Below are 17718 nucleotides of genomic sequence, written 5' to 3'. Positions count from 1 at the left end.
AAACGTTCGTTACATTGTCAGTGTGGACGAGATATCGCCATGCCTTGAGCAGGTCTAATTCGATAGTGATAACTCAACAGTCATGACTCATGGCTCATTACTCATGACTCATTCTTCATAACAACAAGCAGGAGTTTTCCATGCGTGCAATTCCATTTTCTAGACTCTTCATGGTGGCGGCGTTGGGCGGTGCCTTGGTACTGTCGCCGCTGAGCGCGTCGGCCTTCGAAAGCGAGCTGTTTTCCTTGAAGAACCGCTGGGAGCATACGGTGACCGAGATGCCCGCCAACCAACGGGAGTCGACCCTGAGGGCATTGGCGGGCGAGGCGGAGCGACTGGCCCAGCAGAACCCCAACGAGGCCGAGGTGCTGGTATGGCAAGGCATCGTGCTGGCTTCCTATGCTCGAGAGCGGGGTGGGTTAGGGGCGCTGGGTACTGCCGGTGATGCGCGCACGGTGCTGGAACGCGCCGTCGAGATCGACCCTACGGGGGGCAATGGCTCCGCGTATGTGACCCTGGGGGCGCTGTATGACCGTGCCCCGGGTCGCCCGCTGGGGTTTGGCAATAGCGCCACCGCTGAGCGGATGTTCCAGCGGGCGCTGGAAATTCGCCCGGACGGTATCGATGTGAACTACTACTATGCCGCTTTCCTGAAAGAAGAGGGCAACACCCAGGCGGCGCGGGAGCATGCTCAGCGAGCCGTGAACGGCACGGCGCGGGAGAGTCGCCAACGCTCCGACGAAGCCCTTCGCCGTGATGCCGAGGCGCTGCTGCGCGAGCTGTAATGGCCGTCAAATCACGCGGTTGATGATCCGATTGGCATTCCCGGTGGCCAGCATTGATAATGGTACGATCATGTTCACCGGGAGTGCCGTATGGGCCCCACGCTCAATCGCGACGATGTGGAACTCATCACGCGTGACACCCTGTACAAGGGGTTTTTTCGCCTGGAAGCGCTAGAGCTGCGTCATCGACTTTTCGAGGGCGGCTGGAGCTCCACCATGCGCCGAGAAATGCACAACCGCCACGATGCGGTGGGTGTGCTGTTGTATGACCCCGAGCGTGATGCGCTGATCCTCGTCGAGCAGTTTCGCGCCGGCGCCATCGACGACCCTCACTCCCCCTGGAAGCTGGAACTGGTGGCGGGCCTCGTCGACAAGGACGAGGCCCTGGAAAACGTGGCGCGCCGTGAGGCCCAAGAGGAAGCCGGTTGCCAGGTGGGCCAACTGACCCGATTGCATACCTACTACCCAAGCCCTGGCGCCTGCAACGAGCGGGTCACGCTATTTTGCGGGCTGGTCGATAGCCAGGGCGTGGGAGGCGTGCATGGCGTCGAGGACGAGAATGAAGACATCCGTGTTCATGTCGTCTCTTTTCCCGCCGCCTGGCAACTCCTGGAGCAGGGCCGACTCGACAACGCCATGTGTTTGATCGGCATGCACTGGTTGGCCGGGCAGCGGGCATCGCTGCGGGCGGCTTCCCAGCGCGCGGCCGTGTCAGCCGTCGAGGCCAACACCCGGTAAGGAGTCATCATGGCAAGAGCCGCCTACGTAACCGATTTGAAAACCTTGCAAGGGGAGTGCAGCGCCAACTATCTGCGCCTGGTGCGCCTGGTGGGTGACCTGCAGAGCGGCCAGCGGCGCGATATCGCCTTGCGCGGTGATCACCAGCACTTTGGCGACCTCAAGCTGGCCATTCTTCAACAGGCCCCTTACACCACGCTGGTGGAGATCTCCCAGCGCGGCCCGCTGGATGCGGTCATCGAAGGGCCGCGCATGCGCGTGCACCTTTACCATGATGTGCGCATGGCGGAAGTCATCGACTTTCAGCGCGAGCGTCATTTCAGCGGACGCTATCGCTACCCCAATGCGCGCATGCATCAACCGGATGAAAAGCTGCAGTTGAACTGCTTTTTAGGAGAGTGGTTGGCCCATGGGCTGGCCCATGGTCATGTCGTCGATTTGCCGGAGCTACCCTGATGCGGTTGATACAGATTACCGATGCGCATCTGCACGCCGACAAGCAGGCACGCTCTCGGGCGGCCATTCCCTGGCAGCAGTTCGAAGCCGTGCTGGACGCCGTGGTGGCCGAACGCCCGGACGTGGTGGTGGTGAGTGGTGATATCAGCCAGGATGAAACCAGCGCGTCTTACGTTCACGCCTGCGAGGCCTTGAACCGCCTGCCGTGCCCCTGGTTCTGGATACCGGGCAACCACGACCAGCCCGAACTGATGGCCGCAGAACGCCCGATGCTGGATGAAGTCGACCTGGAACAGTGGCGCCTGCTGCTGCTGAATACCCATGTGCCGGGCAAGCCCCATGGCGAGCTGGGGGCGGCCAAACTCACCGCCCTGGCCGAACGGCTGGAGCAGGACGAGCGGCCGGTGGCTATCGTCATGCACCACCCGCCGGTGGACGTAGGGGCAGACTGGATGGATGCGATTGGTTTGCAGGACCGCGATGCGTTCTGGCAGCTGTTGAGCGCTTACCCCCAGGTCAAGATCATTCTGTTTGGGCATGCCCATCAGGCTTTTGCCCAGCATCAGCCGCTGGCGGGCTCGGCGATAGGCACTTATGGTTGCCCCGCCACATCAGACCAGTTTCTGCCCGGTGCGAAAACCTTTGCGGTGGATGAAGCGTCGCGGCCGGGTTATCGCGTGGTGGAGCTGCACGGGGAGGAGTGGCAGACCTGGGTCGAGCGTATCGACCTCTGATGCTTTTCTTTTTAGTTGATAAAGATATAAAAAGATAGTTATTAATTCTTTTGGGTTATTATTGACCTGGCGTTACCCTACCCACAAATGCCCGCCTTGCGATTCATACGCGCAGGGCGGCACACCATGTTTGCACAGGCTTCCTTGAAAAGCCGTCTCGATAAAAGCAAGCACCGTTTTGTGAGGGAGAAGGTAATGAACCAGTTTTCTGCGCCGTCGGCGGCGACGCAACAGGTGCCCATCGCACCGGATGCCGCCCGACTGACCCACCTGAAGCAGCTCGAAGCCGAGTCGATCCATATCATCCGGGAAGTGGCAGCCGAGTTCAGCAACCCGGTGATGATGTACTCCATCGGCAAGGACTCCTCGGTAATGCTGCATCTGGCGCGGAAGGCCTTCTACCCCGGCACGCCGCCGTTCCCGCTGATGCATATCGATACCACCTGGAAGTTCCGCGAGATGATCGCTTTCCGCAATCGCATGGCGGAAGAGGCGGGCATGGAGCTGATCGTGCATACCAACGAAGAGGGTCGCGCCGCCAACATCAACCCCTTCGACCACGGCAGTGCCAAGTACACCGATATCATGAAGACCCAGGCCCTCAAGCAGGCCCTGAGCAAGCACGGTTTCGATGCTGCCTTTGGCGGCGCGCGGCGCGACGAGGAAGCCTCCCGTGCCAAGGAGCGCGTCTACTCCTTCCGCGACAAGTACCACCGCTGGGACCCGAAAAATCAGCGTCCGGAGCTGTGGAGCGTCTATAACGCCAAGATCAACAAGGGCGAATCGATTCGCGTGTTCCCGCTCTCCAACTGGACCGAGCTGGATATCTGGCAGTACATCTATCTGGAGTCGATTCCCATCGTGCCGTTGTACTACTCCGCTAAGCGTCCGGTAGTGCAGCGCGACGGCATGCAGATCATGGTGGACGACGAGCGCCTGCCGCTGGCCGAGGGCGAAGTGCCGGAAGAGAAGTGGGTGCGTTTCAGAACCCTGGGCTGCTACCCGCTGACGGGGGCGGTGGAGTCCACCGCCGCCACGCTGCCGGAGATCATTCAGGAGATGCTGCTGACCAGGACCAGCGAGCGCAGTGGCCGCGCCATCGATCACGATCAGGCCGGTTCCATGGAGAAGAAAAAGCGTGAGGGGTATTTCTAATGGCGCACCAATCAACGTTGATTGCCGATAACATCGAGCAATACCTGCACGAGCACGAAAACAAGGATCTGCTGCGTTTCATCACCTGCGGCAGCGTCGACGACGGCAAGTCCACGCTCATCGGACGGCTGCTCCACGACTCCAAGATGATCTTCGAAGATCAGCTCGCCGCGATCACCAAGGCTTCCAAGACCAGTGGCACCACCGGTGATACGGTGGACCTCGCCCTGTTGGTAGACGGCCTGCAATCGGAGCGCGAGCAGGGCATCACCATCGACGTGGCGTACCGCTTTTTCTCCACCGACAAGCGCAAGTTCATCATTGCCGATACGCCGGGGCACGAGCAGTACACGCGCAACATGGCCACGGGCGCTTCCACTGCCAGCCTGGCGATCATCCTGATCGACGCGCGCTACGGTGTGCAGACCCAAACCCGTCGGCACAGCTTCATTGCCGACCTGCTGGGCATTCAGCATCTGGTCATCGCGGTCAACAAGATGGACCTGGTGGGCTTCTCGGAGGCACGCTTCAACGAGATCGTGGCGGAGTACCGAGCCTTTGCGGCCAACTTGCAGGCCCCGGACATTCGCTTCGTGCCGATGTCGGCGCTCAATGGCGACAACGTGGTCAACGCCAGCGAGCACACGCCCTGGTACTTTGCGGCGGGCAGTGAAGGCTACGAAGGCAAGACCCTGATCGAGCTGCTGGAAAACGTCGAAGTCACCCGTGACCAGAACCTGAGCGACCTGCGCCTGCCGGTGCAGTACGTCAATCGCCCCAACCTGGACTTCCGAGGCTATTGCGGCACCCTGGCGGCTGGTGTGCTGCGCCCAGGCCAAGAGGTGAAGGCGCTGCCGTCGGGCAAGACCTCTCGCGTGGCGCGCATCGTCACTTTCGACGGGGATCTCGACGCTGCTTACCCCGGCCAGGCCATCACCGTGACTCTGGAAGACGAGATCGATATCTCCCGTGGCGATTGGCTGGTCAGCGCCGAAGATCAGGTGCCGCTTTCCAACGTGTTCAATGCCGATGTGGTCTGGATGCACGAAGAGCCCATGGAGCCGGGCAAGCTCTACGATATCAAGCTGGCCACTCGTGATCTGGCGGGCCAGATCAGCGCCATCGAGTATCAGGTGGACGTCAACACGCTGGAGAAACACCCGACCCAGCGCCTGGGGCTGAATGCCATTGCTCGCTGTGAAGTGGAACTGACGGCATCGATTCCGGTGGACGACTACCGTACCAGCCCCGGCACGGGCAGTTTCATCATCATCGACCGGCTGAGCAACGTGACCGTAGGCGCCGGTATGATTCGGCGGGTCGCGGATGCCCGTGAGCAGGCCGGCACCACCGACTGGGCCGCCTTCGAACGTGACCTGAACGCCCTGGTGCGCAAGCATTTTCCGCACTGGGGAGCGAAGGACGTGCGTGACCTTCTGCGCTAGCGGCTTGATGACGTTATCGAGATAACCGAGTAGACGCTTAGCCATTGGCAACGCACACTGGACCTGCTGTTGGCGCGAGACGCTGCAGCAGGTTTTCTATATGGAGACAGCGGGTAGGTTGCCGCTGTTTTTAATGATAGATGAAGTCTTAATGATGGCTGAATCGAGACACCAAGGAGTGAAGGTCGATGTTAACCCTACTGGACGGTGGCCTGGGGCGTGAGTTGAAACGTTTGGGCGCGCCGTTTCGTCAACCGGAATGGTCGGCGCTGGCGCTGATGGAAGCCCCCGAGTGCGTGACCCAGGCGCACCAGGCGTTCATCCAGGCCGGGGCAGAAGTGATTACCACCAATGCCTATGCCGTGGTGCCCTTTCACATTGGCGAAGAGTGCTTCGAAGAGCGTGGCCTGGCGCTGGCCACTCTGGCAGGCAAGCTGGCCCGTGAGAGCACTGCCAGTCAGCCGCAGCCGGTGGTGGTGGCGGGTTCCTTGCCGCCGCTGTTTGGCTCTTATCAGCCGGAGCTATTCGACGCACAGCGCGCCCCGGCGCTGCTGAAGACGCTGATCGAAGGGCAGGCGCCTTATGTAGATGTCTGGCTGGCCGAGACCCTGGGCGCTACCGAAGAAGCCGCTGCGGTGGCCCAGGCGCTGGCCGACGACACGCGGCCAAGGTGGTTCTCTTTCACCTTGAAAGATGCCGATGAACATGGCGCTTTGCCCTGCGAGCTGCGCTCGGGCGAGTCCATTGCCACCGCCGTGAACGCCGTTCTGGCCGCCCAGGGCGAGGCGCTGCTGTTCAACTGCAGTCAGGCCGAGGTGATGGAGGAAGCGCTACGCCAGGCGGCGGCTGCCGTCGCAGAGCAGGGCGCTTCGCTGCGGTTGGGCGTTTACGCCAATAGCTTCGTTCCTCAGAGCAATCGCATGGCGGCCAACTCCGGGGTCAGCGACATGCGTGATGACCTGGGGCCAGAGGCGTATGCCGCGTTTGCACAGCGCTGGCAGGCGGCGGGCGCCAGCCTGATTGGCGGCTGCTGCGGCATTGGCCCAGAGCATATTCAACAGCTGGCGCAGGCCCTGCGCCAGAGCGTTTAAACTTGCACGCGAGTGCATTGCAGATGAGCAATCGACATGGCGAATGACCAATGGCAGGCGGGTCGGCCTGCATCGGCAGGGCTTACACGACGTCAGTTCTTGCAGCATACGGCGGCGCTTTCGGTAAGCGCCAGTGCGGTCGGGGGGCTGGTGCTGCCCCGCTGGGCAAGCGCACAGGACGCCGCCGTGCCTCAGCGCGGTGGGCACTTGATTCTGGCTATCGACAACGCGTCCAGCAGTGATCGTCTAGACCCGGCCTACTATTTCGAGCAGTACATGTACCACATTGGTCGTCAGCTATTTAATACCTTGACCGAGCTGAACGACGACGGCTCGCTGGCGCCGGGCTTGGCTGAATCCTGGGATACCCAGGATGCGGTGCAGTGGGTCTTTCAGTTGCGCCAAGGGGTGACGTTCCACAACGGCAAGACCCTGACGGCGGCGGATGTGGTCTACTCGCTGAACCATCACCGGGCCGAGGACTCTCCCTCGGCGGTCAAGGGGTACATGGAGCAGGTCGCGGAAGTGGCAGCCCACGGTGAGCGTGAGGTGCATATCACGCTGACGGGACCCAACATGGACCTGCCTTCGCTGCTGGGCGAGGTGAACTTTGCGATCACGCCCGAAGGCGCCAATTTCGATGATGGTATCGGCACCGGACCGTTCGTGCTGGAACGCTTCGAGCCGGGCGTGCGCACGCTGGTCAGGCGCAACGACAACTACTGGAAAAGCGATCGTGCCTTCGTGGATAGCGTGGAAACCCGCGCCTTCAACGACGCATCGGCCCGTGTGGCGGCCCTGATGAGCGGCTCGGTCCACTTCATCAACCGCGTCACGCCCAGTATCGTCAGTCGCCTGGAGAGCGCCTCGTCGGTGCAGATCAACCGTAACTCGGGCAGTTTCCAGGTCACCTTCCCGGGATTGGCCGATCGTGCGCCCTTCGATAACCTGGACGTGCGGCTGGCCATGAAGCACGCGCTGGACCGTGAACAGCTGCTCAAGATGCTGGTACAGGGGTATGGGCAGGTGGGCAACGATTCGCCGCTGTTCCCCAGCAACGCTTACTTCACCACCGACCTGCCCAGCCATGCCTTCGACCCGGACAAGGCACTGCACCACTGGCGCAAGGCAGGGGTAGAGCGGCCCATTCGCTTGAGCGTGGCCGATGGGGCGACTTTCGAAGGGGCGGTGTCGGCGGCAGAGCTGTATCAGCAGTCGGCCCAGCGGGCGGGCATTCCGCTGGAGATCAACCGTGTACCGGCGGATGGTTACTGGTCGGAAGTGTGGCGTCAGCATGAGTTCTGTGCCTCGGGCTGGTCCAGCCGTCCCACGGCCGATGCCTACCTGTCGATGGTCAATCTCTCCAATGCGCCCTGGAACGAGTCGCGTTGGGCCAACGAGCAGCTGGATCAACTGATCATCGCCGCCCGTGGCGAACAGGACGAAGCCACCCGTCGCCAGATGTACCACGATATTCAGGTGCTGTATCAACAGGAAGGCAGCACCGTCGCGCCGCTGTACATGGACTCCATTTCCGCGACGAGTGCGAATGTGCGTGGGTACGTGGACGTGCCGGGAGAGGTAGCGACCCGCTCCGTCGAGAAGATGTGGCTGGTGGGCTAGCGCCCGTCAAATCTCGCCGTGTCGCCAGCGCGCCCCCACGTCAGTGGGGGCGCGCCTGTTTGGGTTATTCCGCGTTGGGGAAGAACAGCTGCTGGTCGTTGACTTGGAAGTCGGCAATCGCTTGCTGGCCTTCGTCGGACACCAGCCACTCGTGCCATTGGCCCGCCAGCTCATGTTTCAGGTGCGGGTGCTGCTCCTGTGACAGCAGCAGCGAACCGTATTGGTTGAACAGCGCTTCGTCGCCCTCGAACAGCAGGGTCAGGTCCTGCGGGTTTTCAAAGGCCACCCAAGTGGCGCGGTCGGTGAAGCTGTAGGCGTTCATGCCTGCGGCGGTATTCAGGGTCGGCCCCATGCCGCTGCCCAGTTCACGGTACCAATCTCCTTGCGGTGTGACGCCCGCATCTTCCCAAAGGCGCAGCTCGGCGCGGTGAGTGCCGCTGTCGTCACCCCGTGAGGCGAAGGGCGACTCGCTGTCGGCGATCCGCGCCAAAGCATCACTGACGCTGTCACTGTCGGCGATGTTGGCGGGGTCATCGCTGGGTCCCACGATCACGAAGTCGTTGTACATCACATCCAGCCGCTCGGTGGCGTAGCCATCGGCAACGAACTGCTCTTCGCCTGCGGTATCGTGAACCAGCAGGCTATCGGCATCGCCACGACGAGCGATTTCGAAGGCTTGACCGGTGCCGACGGCCACCACGCGCACATCGATCCCTGTCGCTTCCGTAAAGACCGGCAGGATGGCCCCAAACAGGCCCGAGTTCTCGGTAGAGGTGGTGGAAGCCAGGGTAATGTAGTCATCATTGGCCAGCAGCGAGGCGCTCCAGGCCAGTGCCGTGGTGCATAGGCTGGCGGTAACGAGGGTAGTGGTCTTGTTCACGGTCCTGCTCCTTTGGGTATTGTTCAAGCGTCGTGGTGGGGCTTGCTAGAGTAGGGCTTGCCAGAGTAGGGCTTACCAGACCAGCTCGCCCCGTATGAACGCCCTGGCTTGCGCTGTTGCCGGGGTGTCAAAAAAGTCTTCTGCCGAGGTGTGTTCGATCAACTGACCGCTGTACATGAACAGCACGTCGTCGGCCAGACGCCGGGCCTGGTGCAAATCGTGGGTGGTCATGACGATACGCGTGCCTGCCTGATGGAACTCATTGACCGCGTCTTCCACGGCCTTGATGGCCGCCGGGTCCAGGGCGGAGGTGGGTTCATCCAGAAACAGGACGGCAGGCTTGAGCAGCCAGGCCCGTGCCAGCGTGAGACGTTGCTGCTCGCCTCCGGAAAGCACCCGGGCGGGGCGTTTGGCCAGGCTGGTCAGGCCGAACTTTTCCAATGCCTGCAAGGCCAGCGCTTTGCGCTGGCGGCGAGGCACCCGATGCACGGCCAGGGCGTAGGTGAGGTTGTCCAGCGCCGAACGGCGCAGCAGCACCGGGCGCTGAAAGACCATGGCCTGCACCGGCGGCTTGCCTTCCCAGGTCACCTGGCCACCGCTGGGGCGCAGCAGCCCATGCGCCAAGCGCATGAGCAGGCTTTTGCCAGCCCCGTTGGGGCCCATTACCAGCGTCCGGCGGCAGCCGTGCAGCGCCAGCGTGGTCGGTGCCAGCAGCGTGTCGCCACGGTGGCAGAAGCTGACCTGCTGAAAATGCAGGCTGGGGACGGTGGAAGCCGCGGGGCTGAGGGGTGCGTTCATCCTAACCGCCGTTTTGCCGTTTCACTGACCCAGTGGGCCAGTGCATTGATCAAGGTGACCAGGCTGAGCAGAATGATGCCCAGCCCCAAGGCCATCGCCAGGTTACCCTTGCTGGTTTCCAGCACGATGCTGGTGGTCATGACCCTGGTCACGCCGTCGATATTGCCCCCCACGATCATCACTGCGCCCACTTCCGCACTGGCGCGGCCAAAGCCCGCCAGTATCACGGTCAGCAGGCCAAATCGCGCATCCCACAGCAGCGTGGGCATCATGCGCAGTTGGCCGAGCCCCAGCGAACGCAGCTGTTCGGCGTACTCGCTGTGCAGGGCTTCCACCTGCTGGCGTGTCAGGGCAGCAATGATCGGAAAGACGAGAATCACCTGGGCAATGACCATGGCGGTGGGCGAGAACAGCAGCCCGAACTGACCCAATGGCCCCGCACGGGAAAGCAGGAGGTAGACGCACAGGCCCGCGACCACGGGAGGTAGTCCCATGAGGGCATTGAGCACCACGATCAGAGCGTTCCGCCCGGGGAACTGCCACAGTGCCAGCGCCGCCCCTAGGGGCAGTGCCAACAGGCTGGCCAGGGTGACGGCGATCAGCGACACCTGAAGCGATAGCGTTACGATGGCCACGAGCGCGGGGTCCATGCCCAGAATGAGCGCTATCGCGGTGCTGAATGGGTTATCCGACATGACGTTCCGTGGCCAGGGTTGCTGATAGGGGCAGGTTCATTGTGTTGGTAGGGTGTCGTTGTAAGGTCATGACGTGTCTAAAAAGTCACGATGCTGGTAGAAGCATCAGGTAGGTGCATAGTGTACGTAAATTTCCCGGGATGCACGGTGCGCTGAAAAATATGCGCTACTATGCAGTCTCATGCAGCATTTGAAGGTGGGCGGGTGAGAGAGTCTTTGAAAGAGTATTCAAAAGAGTACCTTACGACGGCGGAAGTGGCGGAGTATCTGCGGCTCAAGGAGCGCAAGGTGTATGACCTGGTGCGCCAGGGGCAGATCCCTTGTAGCCGTGCCACCGGGAAACTGCTGTTTCCTCGTCAGCACATCGACATGTGGGTGTTGAGCCACCTGGAAGGCGACCAGGCCCAACGGTTGCCGCCCCCTCAGGTGCTGGCCGGAAGCCTCGATCCGCTGCTGGAGTGGGCGATTCGTGAGAGTGGCTGCGATCTGGCATCGCTGTGCCATGGGAGTGGCGACGGCATTCGGCGCTTGCTCGAAGGCAAGGCCATGGTGGCGGGTATCCACTTGCGGGACCCTGACAGCGGCCGCTACAACGAACCGACCGTGCTGGGGTTGGGTGGGGTCAAGGATCTGGTGGTACTGCACTGGGCCAAGCGCCGTCAGGGTCTGATAGTGGCGCCGGGCAACCCGCTGGGCCTGAAGACGATAAAGGATCTTGCCCGCCCAGACGTGGTGTGTGCTCATCGCCAGCCCGATGCCGGGGCTGCGCATTTGCTGCGAGGCTTGTTGACGCAAGCGTCCATCGCGTCTGACGCGCTGCGCTGGGCCGACCACATGGCGCTCAGCGAGGAGGATCTCGGCCTGGCCATTGCTCAGGGAGAGGCGGATGTCGGGGTGGGCATGGAGGCGGCGGCGCATCGCCAGCAGCTTCATTTCATTCCCCTGGTGGAGGAGTCGTTCGATCTGGTCCTGCATCGACGCAGCGCTTTCGAGCCCACAATGCAAGCGCTGATGGCCTTTGCCCGGCAGCCGCGCTTTCATCAGCGGGCCGAGGCGCTGAAAGGTTACGACATCAGCCAGCTGGGTCGCGTTTTATACAATGCTTGACGATGGTATAAGATGCGCCACACTGGTTAGGTGCTGTACACGACTACTCATCACGAAATGGAGAGCATGATGAATCAAGCACTGAACGGTAAACGCGTTGCTATTCTGGCAACGGATGGTTTCGAAGAGTCCGAGCTGAGCGTACCTCGCGCCGCGCTGCAAAAGGAAGGCGTCGATGTGCATGTGATCTCCCCGGAAGGCAAGGAGATCCGCGCCTGGGCAGAGACCGAGTGGGGCGATAACTACCCCGCCGACAAGTCGCTTGCCCAAGCCAGCGAGGCGGACTATCACGCCCTGGTGCTTCCCGGTGGCCTGTTCAACCCGGACGAGCTGCGCATGAACGATGAGGCGCTGAGCTTCGTCAAAGCCTTCTTCCAGGCAGGCAAGCCGGTGGCGGCCATCTGTCACGCCCCGTGGATTCTGATCAATGCGGACGTGGTGGAAGGGCGCAAGATGACCTCGGTCGCCAGTGTCGCTCAGGATTTGCGCAATGCGGGCGTGAACTGGGTAGACGAGCCGGTGGTGGTCGACAGTGGGCTCGTGACCAGCCGCACCCCCAAGGACCTGGATGCCTTCAACGCCAAGCTGCTGGAAGAGCTGCAGGAAGGGCGTCACTCGGGTCAGCACGCTTAATGGCGTGGTATCACCAGTGGGCAAGCTTTGCCAAAAGGCTTGCCCATGTCGTTGCCAAACCCATGAAAAAGGATCGTGGCCGGGGTGGCATGATGGTGCACCCTTATCGTGGCTACGGCTCTCAACAGGAAATTTTCGTCATGGGCCGCGTGTTTCGACAGGCGGCCCTTGGGCGTGCCATCCCGCGGCGCGGCATATTGCGTGACACGGCCGACGTGGCCCGGCGCATCTTTCGCCGTGGCCTGGCCGATGCCCAGGTAGAGATCCGTGTGGGTGAAAATCAGCTGACGCTGACCACCGACCGCGACGGTTATTTCGACGCCCATTTGCCCATCACCTCGACGCTGCCAGTGGACGTTTCTTGGCACCGTGCGGATATCGTCGTACGTGCCAGCGGCCAGCCCACGGTGCGCACCAGTGTGGAAGTCTACGTGCCGCCCCCCGAGGCCGACCTGCTGGTGATCAGTGATATCGACGACACCGTGATGTTCACCGGTGTAGCCGAAAAGCTGAAGATGCTCTATCGGCTGTTCGTGCGCAAACCCCATCGACGCACCGCGTTTCCCGGCGTGGCATCGTTGTACCAGGCGCTCTACCGTGGCCAGACCGAAAAGGCAGAGCGTCCCATTCTGTACGTGTCCCGTGGCCCCTGGGCCATCTATGAAATTCTCGAAGCCTTCTTTCAGCTCAACCGTATTCCGGTGGGGCCGATCCTGTTTCTGCGCGAATGGGGTATCTCCTGGCGCAAGCCTTGGCCGCGCCGGGCAGAAGCCCACAAGCGCGACCTGATCGACCGCATGCTGGCGCTCTATCAGGACATGCCCTGCATCCTGATCGGCGACAGCGGCCAGCACGACCCGGAAGTGTATACCGAGGTCGTCAAAGCCTACCCGGAGCGCATCAAGGCGATCTACATCCGACGGGTGGACAGTGACCCCAAACGCGAAGAAGCCATTCAACGCCTGCGTGAGCAGTTGGCGCACACTCAGTGCGAACTGGTGTTGGCCGCTGACAGCGTGCTGATGGCCGAACATGCCCATGGGCAGGGCGATATATCTGCCCGCGGGCTGCAGGCCGTCAAGCGTGATGTTGCCGCACATCACAACGACCCCGACTGACGCTGCGTCCCCGCGCGTATCATGGTAAAACTAATGGCCCGCTTGCGGGTCATTTTACGTAGGCACTGGCCGTCGCGAGCAGCTTGCTTTGCCGCCGTCAGTGCCCCCACGGCTTGTCGAAGCCTCTCTGAATTACCTGTGAACGCAGCGGTGGAGTTATGTGGATTCTGGTCATTGCCATCATGCTGGCAATCTTCGTACTGCCCAACCTCTGGGCGAAATGGGTGCTGAAGCGTCACACCCGTGGCCGTGACGACTACCCGGGCACCGGGGCCGAACTGGCCGAGCACTTGTTGCGCCGCCTGGGCGTAGAAGGGGTCAAGGTAGAGCGTACCGAGCATGGCGACCACTACGACCCGGAAGCCCGCTGTGTGCGCTTGACGCCAGACCACTACGACGGTCGCTCGCTCACTGCCGTCACCGTGGCGGCTCACGAAGTGGGCCATGCTCTGCAGCACCATGAAGGCTATGCGCCGCTGCTGGCCCGCAGCCGCCTGGTGCAGCTGGCGCAAAGAGCGGAAAAGCTGGGGGCGGTGCTGATGATGCTCGCGCCTTTCCTGTTCCTGCTGACCCGCTTGCCCGGCGGTCTGGCGGCGGTAGTGGCCATGGCCGTGATCAGTTTTGGCACTGCGGCACTGGTGCATCTGGTCACGCTACCGGTCGAGTTCGATGCCAGCTTCAACCGGGCCCTGCCGCTGCTAAAAGACTACGTGCCCCCCTACGACATGCCCGGTGCCCGCCACGTGCTGACCGCCTGCGCCTTCACCTACGTCGCCGCCTCACTGGCCAGCGTCATGAACCTGGGTCGCTGGCTGGTGATTTTGCGGCGCTGAGCCTGGCTTACGCCGGCTTGTTCGCCAAAATCACCGCGCGGCGGGGGGCGGGGTAGCCTTCTATGGTGCGGGTGCGGTCGTGGGGATCCAAAAAGTCGGCCAGTGACTGGTAGGTCATCCACTCGGTGGAGCGCTGCTCGTCTAGCGTGGTGACGGCTTCATCCACTACGCGCACGTTGGTGAAGCCGCAGCGCTCAAGCCAGTGGCACAGGGCGCGGGATGAGGGCAGGAAGTAGACGTTGGGCATGGCGGCGTAGCGCTCGCCGGGCACGAACACGGTCTGCTCGTCGCCTTCCACTACCAGGGTTTCCAGCACCAGCTCGCCGCCGGGGGCCAGCGCGCCCTTGAGCTGTTGCAAGTGCTCCAGGGGCGAAGGGCGATGGTAGAGCACCCCCATGGAGAACACCGTATCGAAAAAGCCCAGGTTTTCCGGTACGTCCTCGATACCCACGGGCAGGAAGTGCGTGCGGCCTTCATCGGCGTCACCCACGAAGTGGCGCACGGCCTGAAACTGCCAGTAGAAGCGCGGGGATGGGTCGATCACCAGCACGAAGGCGGCGCCTGCGCCTGCCATTCGCCAGGCGTGGTAGCCGCTGCCGCCGCCGACATCCAGCACTTTGCGATACTTGAGCGGGGCAAGATGCGGCGCGACGCGCTGCCATTTCCAGTCGGAGCGCCACTCGGTGTCGATATGAATACCGCCCAGGCAAAACGGCCCCTTGCGCCAGGGGGCCAGCTTGCGCAGCAGGTTGAAACACTGGCGCTGCTGGCTCTCGGTAAGTGCCAGCTCTACCGTCAGCGTGTCGCTGTTGAGGTCGACGTGGCGCTCTTCGGGCAGCGGGGGCAGCTTGGCCACGGCCTTTTCCCAGGCGGAAAGGTCGCCGTGGCGCTGGCGGTCCAGCCCGCTGGCCAGCTGCTCGGGCAGTTTGGCCAGCCACTGCGTCAGCGAGGCGTCCTGCGCGGCCTGATCCAGAAACGCTTGATACAGCACACGATGATCGTCGGGAAGCAGCGCCACGTCAGCCCTCCTTGAACGCGATCAGCGAGGTGAAGTTCAGGTACTGAAACCAGGTCATCGAGCGCGGAAAGCCCGCCTGCGACAACCGCTCGTGCAAGGCATCCAGGGTGTCGGGAATCAGCACATTCTCCAGCGCCGTGCGTTTCTGGCTGATTTCCATATCGCTGTAGCCGTTGGCACGCTTGAAGTCGTGGTAGCGCTCTACTCGCCAGGCATTGTCGCGCTCGTCGGCGTCGATGGTCTTTTCCGAGAGAATCAGCACGCCGCCGGGCTCCAGGGCAGCGTACAGCCGCTTGAGCAGGGCATCTCGGTCGGCGGGAGGCAGAAACTGCAGCGTGAAGTTGAGAATGATCATCCCCGACGGCGCGTACGCGTAGGTGCGGATGTCGGCTTCTTCCACCTGCATGGCGTGATCGGGGCTCTCGTCGAGAAAGGTCTGGCGAGCACGCTCGACCATGGCAGGCGAGAGGTCGATGCCGGTATAGCGGAAAGCGTCGGCGGGCATGGCCCCGGCCAGCGCCAGGCCCGAGGCCCCCAGCGAGCAGCCCAGGTCGTAGACATGGGCGCCGTGGCGCAAATGGCGCTGGGCGATCAGGCTCAGCATGCCCAGGATCTGGCCATAGCCGGGCACCGAGCGGCGGATCATGTCGGGAAAGCAGGCGACGACCTGTTCGTCGAAAGAGAACCTTGCCACCTTATCCAGGGGTGTTGAAAAGATAGCGTCGCGGTAAGATGCATCACTCATGGGCAAGCCAGGCTGGTTAATGAGGCTCGCTAGTTTACGCGCCCTTGTTAATCCAGAACAGGCCCGTCGATCACAGATTCCTGCCTTACGGAACGACGCCACAGGAGAGGGCACATGGCTTCAGCAAAGGCAACTCCCGATACGCTACCCGCTTGGCAAACGCTTACCCAGCATGCCCAGGCGATTCGCCACATCCATCTGAAGAACCTGTTTGGTGACGACCCCGAGCGCTGGTCACACTTCACCCGTCAAGTAGCGGGACTGACGCTGGACCTCTCCAAACAGCGCTGGGATGACGACACCCTGGAGCATTTGCTGGGCCTGGCGGAAGAGGCGGGCGTGCCGGGGGCCATCGAAGCGCTGTTGAGCGGCAAGCGGGTCAACGTCAGCGAAAACCGCCCGGCGCTGCATACCGCCTTGCGCTTGCCCGCCGATGCTCAGCTGGAGGTGGAGGGTGAAGACATCGTCGGGGCCGTGCACGACAGCCTGGCGCAGATGGAGCGCCTGGTGCAGCGCCTGCACGCGGGCCAGTGGCGCGGTGCCACCGGCAAGCCGATTCGTCACGTGGTGAACCTGGGGGTAGGCGGTTCGGATTTGGGCCCGCTGATGGTGACCCATGCGCTGGCCGATTATCGCCCCAGCGACATTCACCCCGTCGAGGTGCACTTTGCCTCGACCATGGATGGCTCGCAGCTGGCCGATTACCTGGCGCGTTTCAACCCGGAAACGACGCTGTTCGTGCTCTCTTCGAAGTCGTTCACCACCATCGATACGCTATCCAACGCCAACACCGCCCGTGACTGGCTGCTGGGGCGGCTGTCCCGGCATGCGGAAGCTGGCGAAGCCCCTCAGGCGCACACCATCAGTGCCGAACTGGTCGTGCGTCAGCACTTCATTGGCGTCTCGGCAAGCCCGGAAAAAATGAGCGAGTGGGGCATCACCCCGGACCACCAGCTGATGTTCTGGGAGTGGGTGGGGGGGCGCTATTCGCTCTGGGGCACCATTGGCCTGCCGATTGCCCTGGTGATCGGCATGGAGAACTTTCGTGCGCTGCTGTCGGGCGCGCACGCCATGGATACCCACTTCAAGACGGCGCCCATGGCCGACAACCTGCCCGTGCTGCTGGGCCTGGCGGGTATCTGGAACGTGAACTTTCTGGACATTCGTGCCCATTCGATTCTGCCCTATGACGGGCGTCTGGAATATTTTGCCGCCTATCTGGAACAGCTGGAAATGGAGTCCAACGGTAAATCCGTGACCCGCCAGGGCCAGGCGGTGAGTTACTCTACCTGCCCGGTGCTTTGGGGGCAGTTGGGTCCCAATGCTCAGCATGCGTTCTATCAGCTGCTGCACCAGGGCACCCAGCCGGTGGTCTGCGACTTCATTGCCCCGCTCAAGCGCTACGACGAGGTCGAAGACCCGGACACTCGCCGCCACCTGAAGGCCCAGCATCGACTGGCGCTGGCCAACTGCTTCGCCCAGTCGCGGGTGCTGATGCTGGGGGACGATGCGCTGGAGGAGGACGGCCCGCGCCCCGAGCACAAGCGCTATCGCGGCAATCAGCCCTCGACCACGGTGCTGCTGGACAAGCTCACGCCCGCCACCTTGGGGGCGTTGATTGCGCTCTACGAGCACAAGGTGTTCGTGCAGGCGGTGATCTGGGACATCAATCCTTTCGACCAGTGGGGCGTCGAGCTAGGCAAGCAGATTGCCACCGACACCCAGGCCATCATCGAAGGCGACGGCGAGCTGGCGCGTTTGGACGCTTCCAGCCGTGGGCTGATCGAAGCGTTCTGGGCGGCGGAGCAGACGCCGCGCGGCTAAGAGATGCGTGGCGCCCGTTTTTCATGGCTGGATATACAGC

18 protein-coding genes are annotated in these 17718 nt (G+C 62.3%); 13 read left to right on the top strand and 5 right to left on the bottom strand.

From position 1 onward, the window contains the following. Positions 1–140 precede the first annotated feature (140 nt). The 8 genes from IE091_RS04415 to IE091_RS04380 all read left to right on the top strand — a co-directional run bounded on the left by IE091_RS04415 (position 141) and on the right by IE091_RS04380 (position 8027). Positions 141–785, top strand: a complete 645-nt coding sequence (locus tag IE091_RS04415) for a TRAP transporter TatT component family protein (protein ID WP_039177656.1) — start codon at positions 141–143, stop codon at positions 783–785. 90 nt (positions 786–875) lie between these two features. Next, positions 876–1523: an NUDIX domain-containing protein gene (locus IE091_RS04410; protein WP_189462908.1), complete on the top strand. Its 648-nt coding sequence runs from the start codon at positions 876–878 to the stop codon at positions 1521–1523. A 9-nt stretch (positions 1524–1532) separates the two neighbouring features. Further along, the gene (locus IE091_RS04405) at positions 1533–1979 is read left to right on the top strand and encodes a DUF1249 domain-containing protein (protein ID WP_016913401.1); all 447 of its coding nucleotides are present in this window, start codon (positions 1533–1535) and stop codon (positions 1977–1979) included. Beyond that, entirely contained in the window at positions 1979–2713 is a 735-nt protein-coding gene (locus tag IE091_RS04400; protein ID WP_100730730.1) for a phosphodiesterase, read from the top strand. The genes IE091_RS04405 and IE091_RS04400 overlap by 1 nt, the downstream gene beginning before the upstream one ends. Positions 2714–2908: 195 nt before the next feature. Continuing rightward, positions 2909–3868, top strand: coding sequence for a sulfate adenylyltransferase subunit CysD (cysD, locus tag IE091_RS04395; RefSeq protein ID WP_100730731.1), 960 nt, complete (start codon positions 2909–2911; stop codon positions 3866–3868). After that, positions 3868–5313 (top strand): sulfate adenylyltransferase subunit CysN, encoded by a 1446-nt coding sequence (gene cysN / locus IE091_RS04390; RefSeq protein ID WP_189462907.1) that lies wholly within the window; start codon positions 3868–3870, stop codon positions 5311–5313. Before cysD ends, cysN begins: the two co-directional genes overlap by 1 nt. Before the next feature lie 188 nt (positions 5314–5501). Beyond that, positions 5502–6404 (top strand): homocysteine S-methyltransferase family protein, encoded by a 903-nt coding sequence (locus IE091_RS04385; RefSeq protein WP_189462906.1) that lies wholly within the window; start codon positions 5502–5504, stop codon positions 6402–6404. Positions 6405–6440: 36 nt separating this feature from the next. Continuing rightward, positions 6441–8027: an ABC transporter substrate-binding protein gene (locus tag IE091_RS04380; protein ID WP_096923203.1), complete on the top strand. Its 1587-nt coding sequence runs from the start codon at positions 6441–6443 to the stop codon at positions 8025–8027. A 64-nt stretch (positions 8028–8091) separates the two neighbouring features. Here IE091_RS04380 and IE091_RS04375 read toward each other — a convergent pair whose 3' ends face one another. From IE091_RS04375 to IE091_RS04365, 3 genes are all read right to left on the bottom strand, one after another. Beyond that, positions 8092–8907 (bottom strand): ABC transporter substrate-binding protein, encoded by an 816-nt coding sequence (locus IE091_RS04375; protein ID WP_189462905.1) that lies wholly within the window; start codon positions 8905–8907, stop codon positions 8092–8094. Positions 8908–8979: 72 nt separating this feature from the next. Next, positions 8980–9705, bottom strand: coding sequence for an ATP-binding cassette domain-containing protein (locus IE091_RS04370; RefSeq protein WP_189462904.1), 726 nt, complete (start codon positions 9703–9705; stop codon positions 8980–8982). Beyond that, the gene (locus tag IE091_RS04365) at positions 9702–10400 is read right to left on the bottom strand and encodes an ABC transporter permease (RefSeq protein ID WP_016913407.1); all 699 of its coding nucleotides are present in this window, start codon (positions 10398–10400) and stop codon (positions 9702–9704) included. Before IE091_RS04365 ends, IE091_RS04370 begins: the two co-directional genes overlap by 4 nt. Positions 10401–10616: 216 nt before the next feature. On the opposite strand from IE091_RS04365, the gene IE091_RS04360 reads away from it, so the two are divergent. The 4 genes from IE091_RS04360 (at position 10617) to IE091_RS04345 (ending at position 14091) form a co-directional block, all read left to right on the top strand. Further along, positions 10617–11507 carry a helix-turn-helix transcriptional regulator gene (locus IE091_RS04360; RefSeq protein WP_040460695.1) on the top strand — a complete coding sequence of 297 codons (891 nt, stop codon included), beginning with the start codon at positions 10617–10619 and terminating at the stop codon, positions 11505–11507. A gap of 69 nt (positions 11508–11576) precedes the next feature. Then, positions 11577–12140, top strand: a complete 564-nt coding sequence (locus IE091_RS04355; protein WP_016913409.1) for a type 1 glutamine amidotransferase domain-containing protein — start codon at positions 11577–11579, stop codon at positions 12138–12140. A 62-nt stretch (positions 12141–12202) separates the two neighbouring features. Beyond that, positions 12203–13258 (top strand): App1 family protein, encoded by a 1056-nt coding sequence (locus IE091_RS04350; protein WP_422822515.1) that lies wholly within the window; start codon positions 12203–12205, stop codon positions 13256–13258. A 158-nt stretch (positions 13259–13416) separates the two neighbouring features. Continuing rightward, entirely contained in the window at positions 13417–14091 is a 675-nt protein-coding gene (locus IE091_RS04345) for a zinc metallopeptidase (RefSeq protein ID WP_039177627.1), read from the top strand. Positions 14092–14098: 7 nt separating this feature from the next. Here IE091_RS04345 and cmoB read toward each other — a convergent pair whose 3' ends face one another. Both cmoB and cmoA read right to left on the bottom strand, forming a co-directional pair. Then, complete coding sequence (gene cmoB, locus IE091_RS04340; protein ID WP_189462903.1) at positions 14099–15109, bottom strand: tRNA 5-methoxyuridine(34)/uridine 5-oxyacetic acid(34) synthase CmoB; 1011 nt, start codon at positions 15107–15109, stop codon at positions 14099–14101. Between the two features lies 1 nt (position 15110). Then, positions 15111–15854 carry a carboxy-S-adenosyl-L-methionine synthase CmoA gene (gene cmoA / locus IE091_RS04335; protein WP_039177622.1) on the bottom strand — a complete coding sequence of 248 codons (744 nt, stop codon included), beginning with the start codon at positions 15852–15854 and terminating at the stop codon, positions 15111–15113. 114 nt (positions 15855–15968) lie between these two features. Here cmoA and pgi point away from each other — a divergent pair, with 114 nt between their 5' ends. Beyond that, a complete protein-coding gene (gene pgi, locus IE091_RS04330; protein WP_189462902.1) occupies positions 15969–17678 on the top strand; it encodes a glucose-6-phosphate isomerase in 1710 nt (569 codons plus the stop codon). Positions 17679–17718: the final 40 nt, after the last annotated feature.

The organism is Vreelandella hamiltonii (genome assembly GCF_014651775.1).
Taxonomy (GTDB): domain Bacteria; phylum Pseudomonadota; class Gammaproteobacteria; order Pseudomonadales; family Halomonadaceae; genus Vreelandella; species Vreelandella hamiltonii.
The sequence above is the reverse complement of the archived record's forward strand: the minus strand, read 5'-3'. Positions and strand labels throughout refer to the sequence as shown.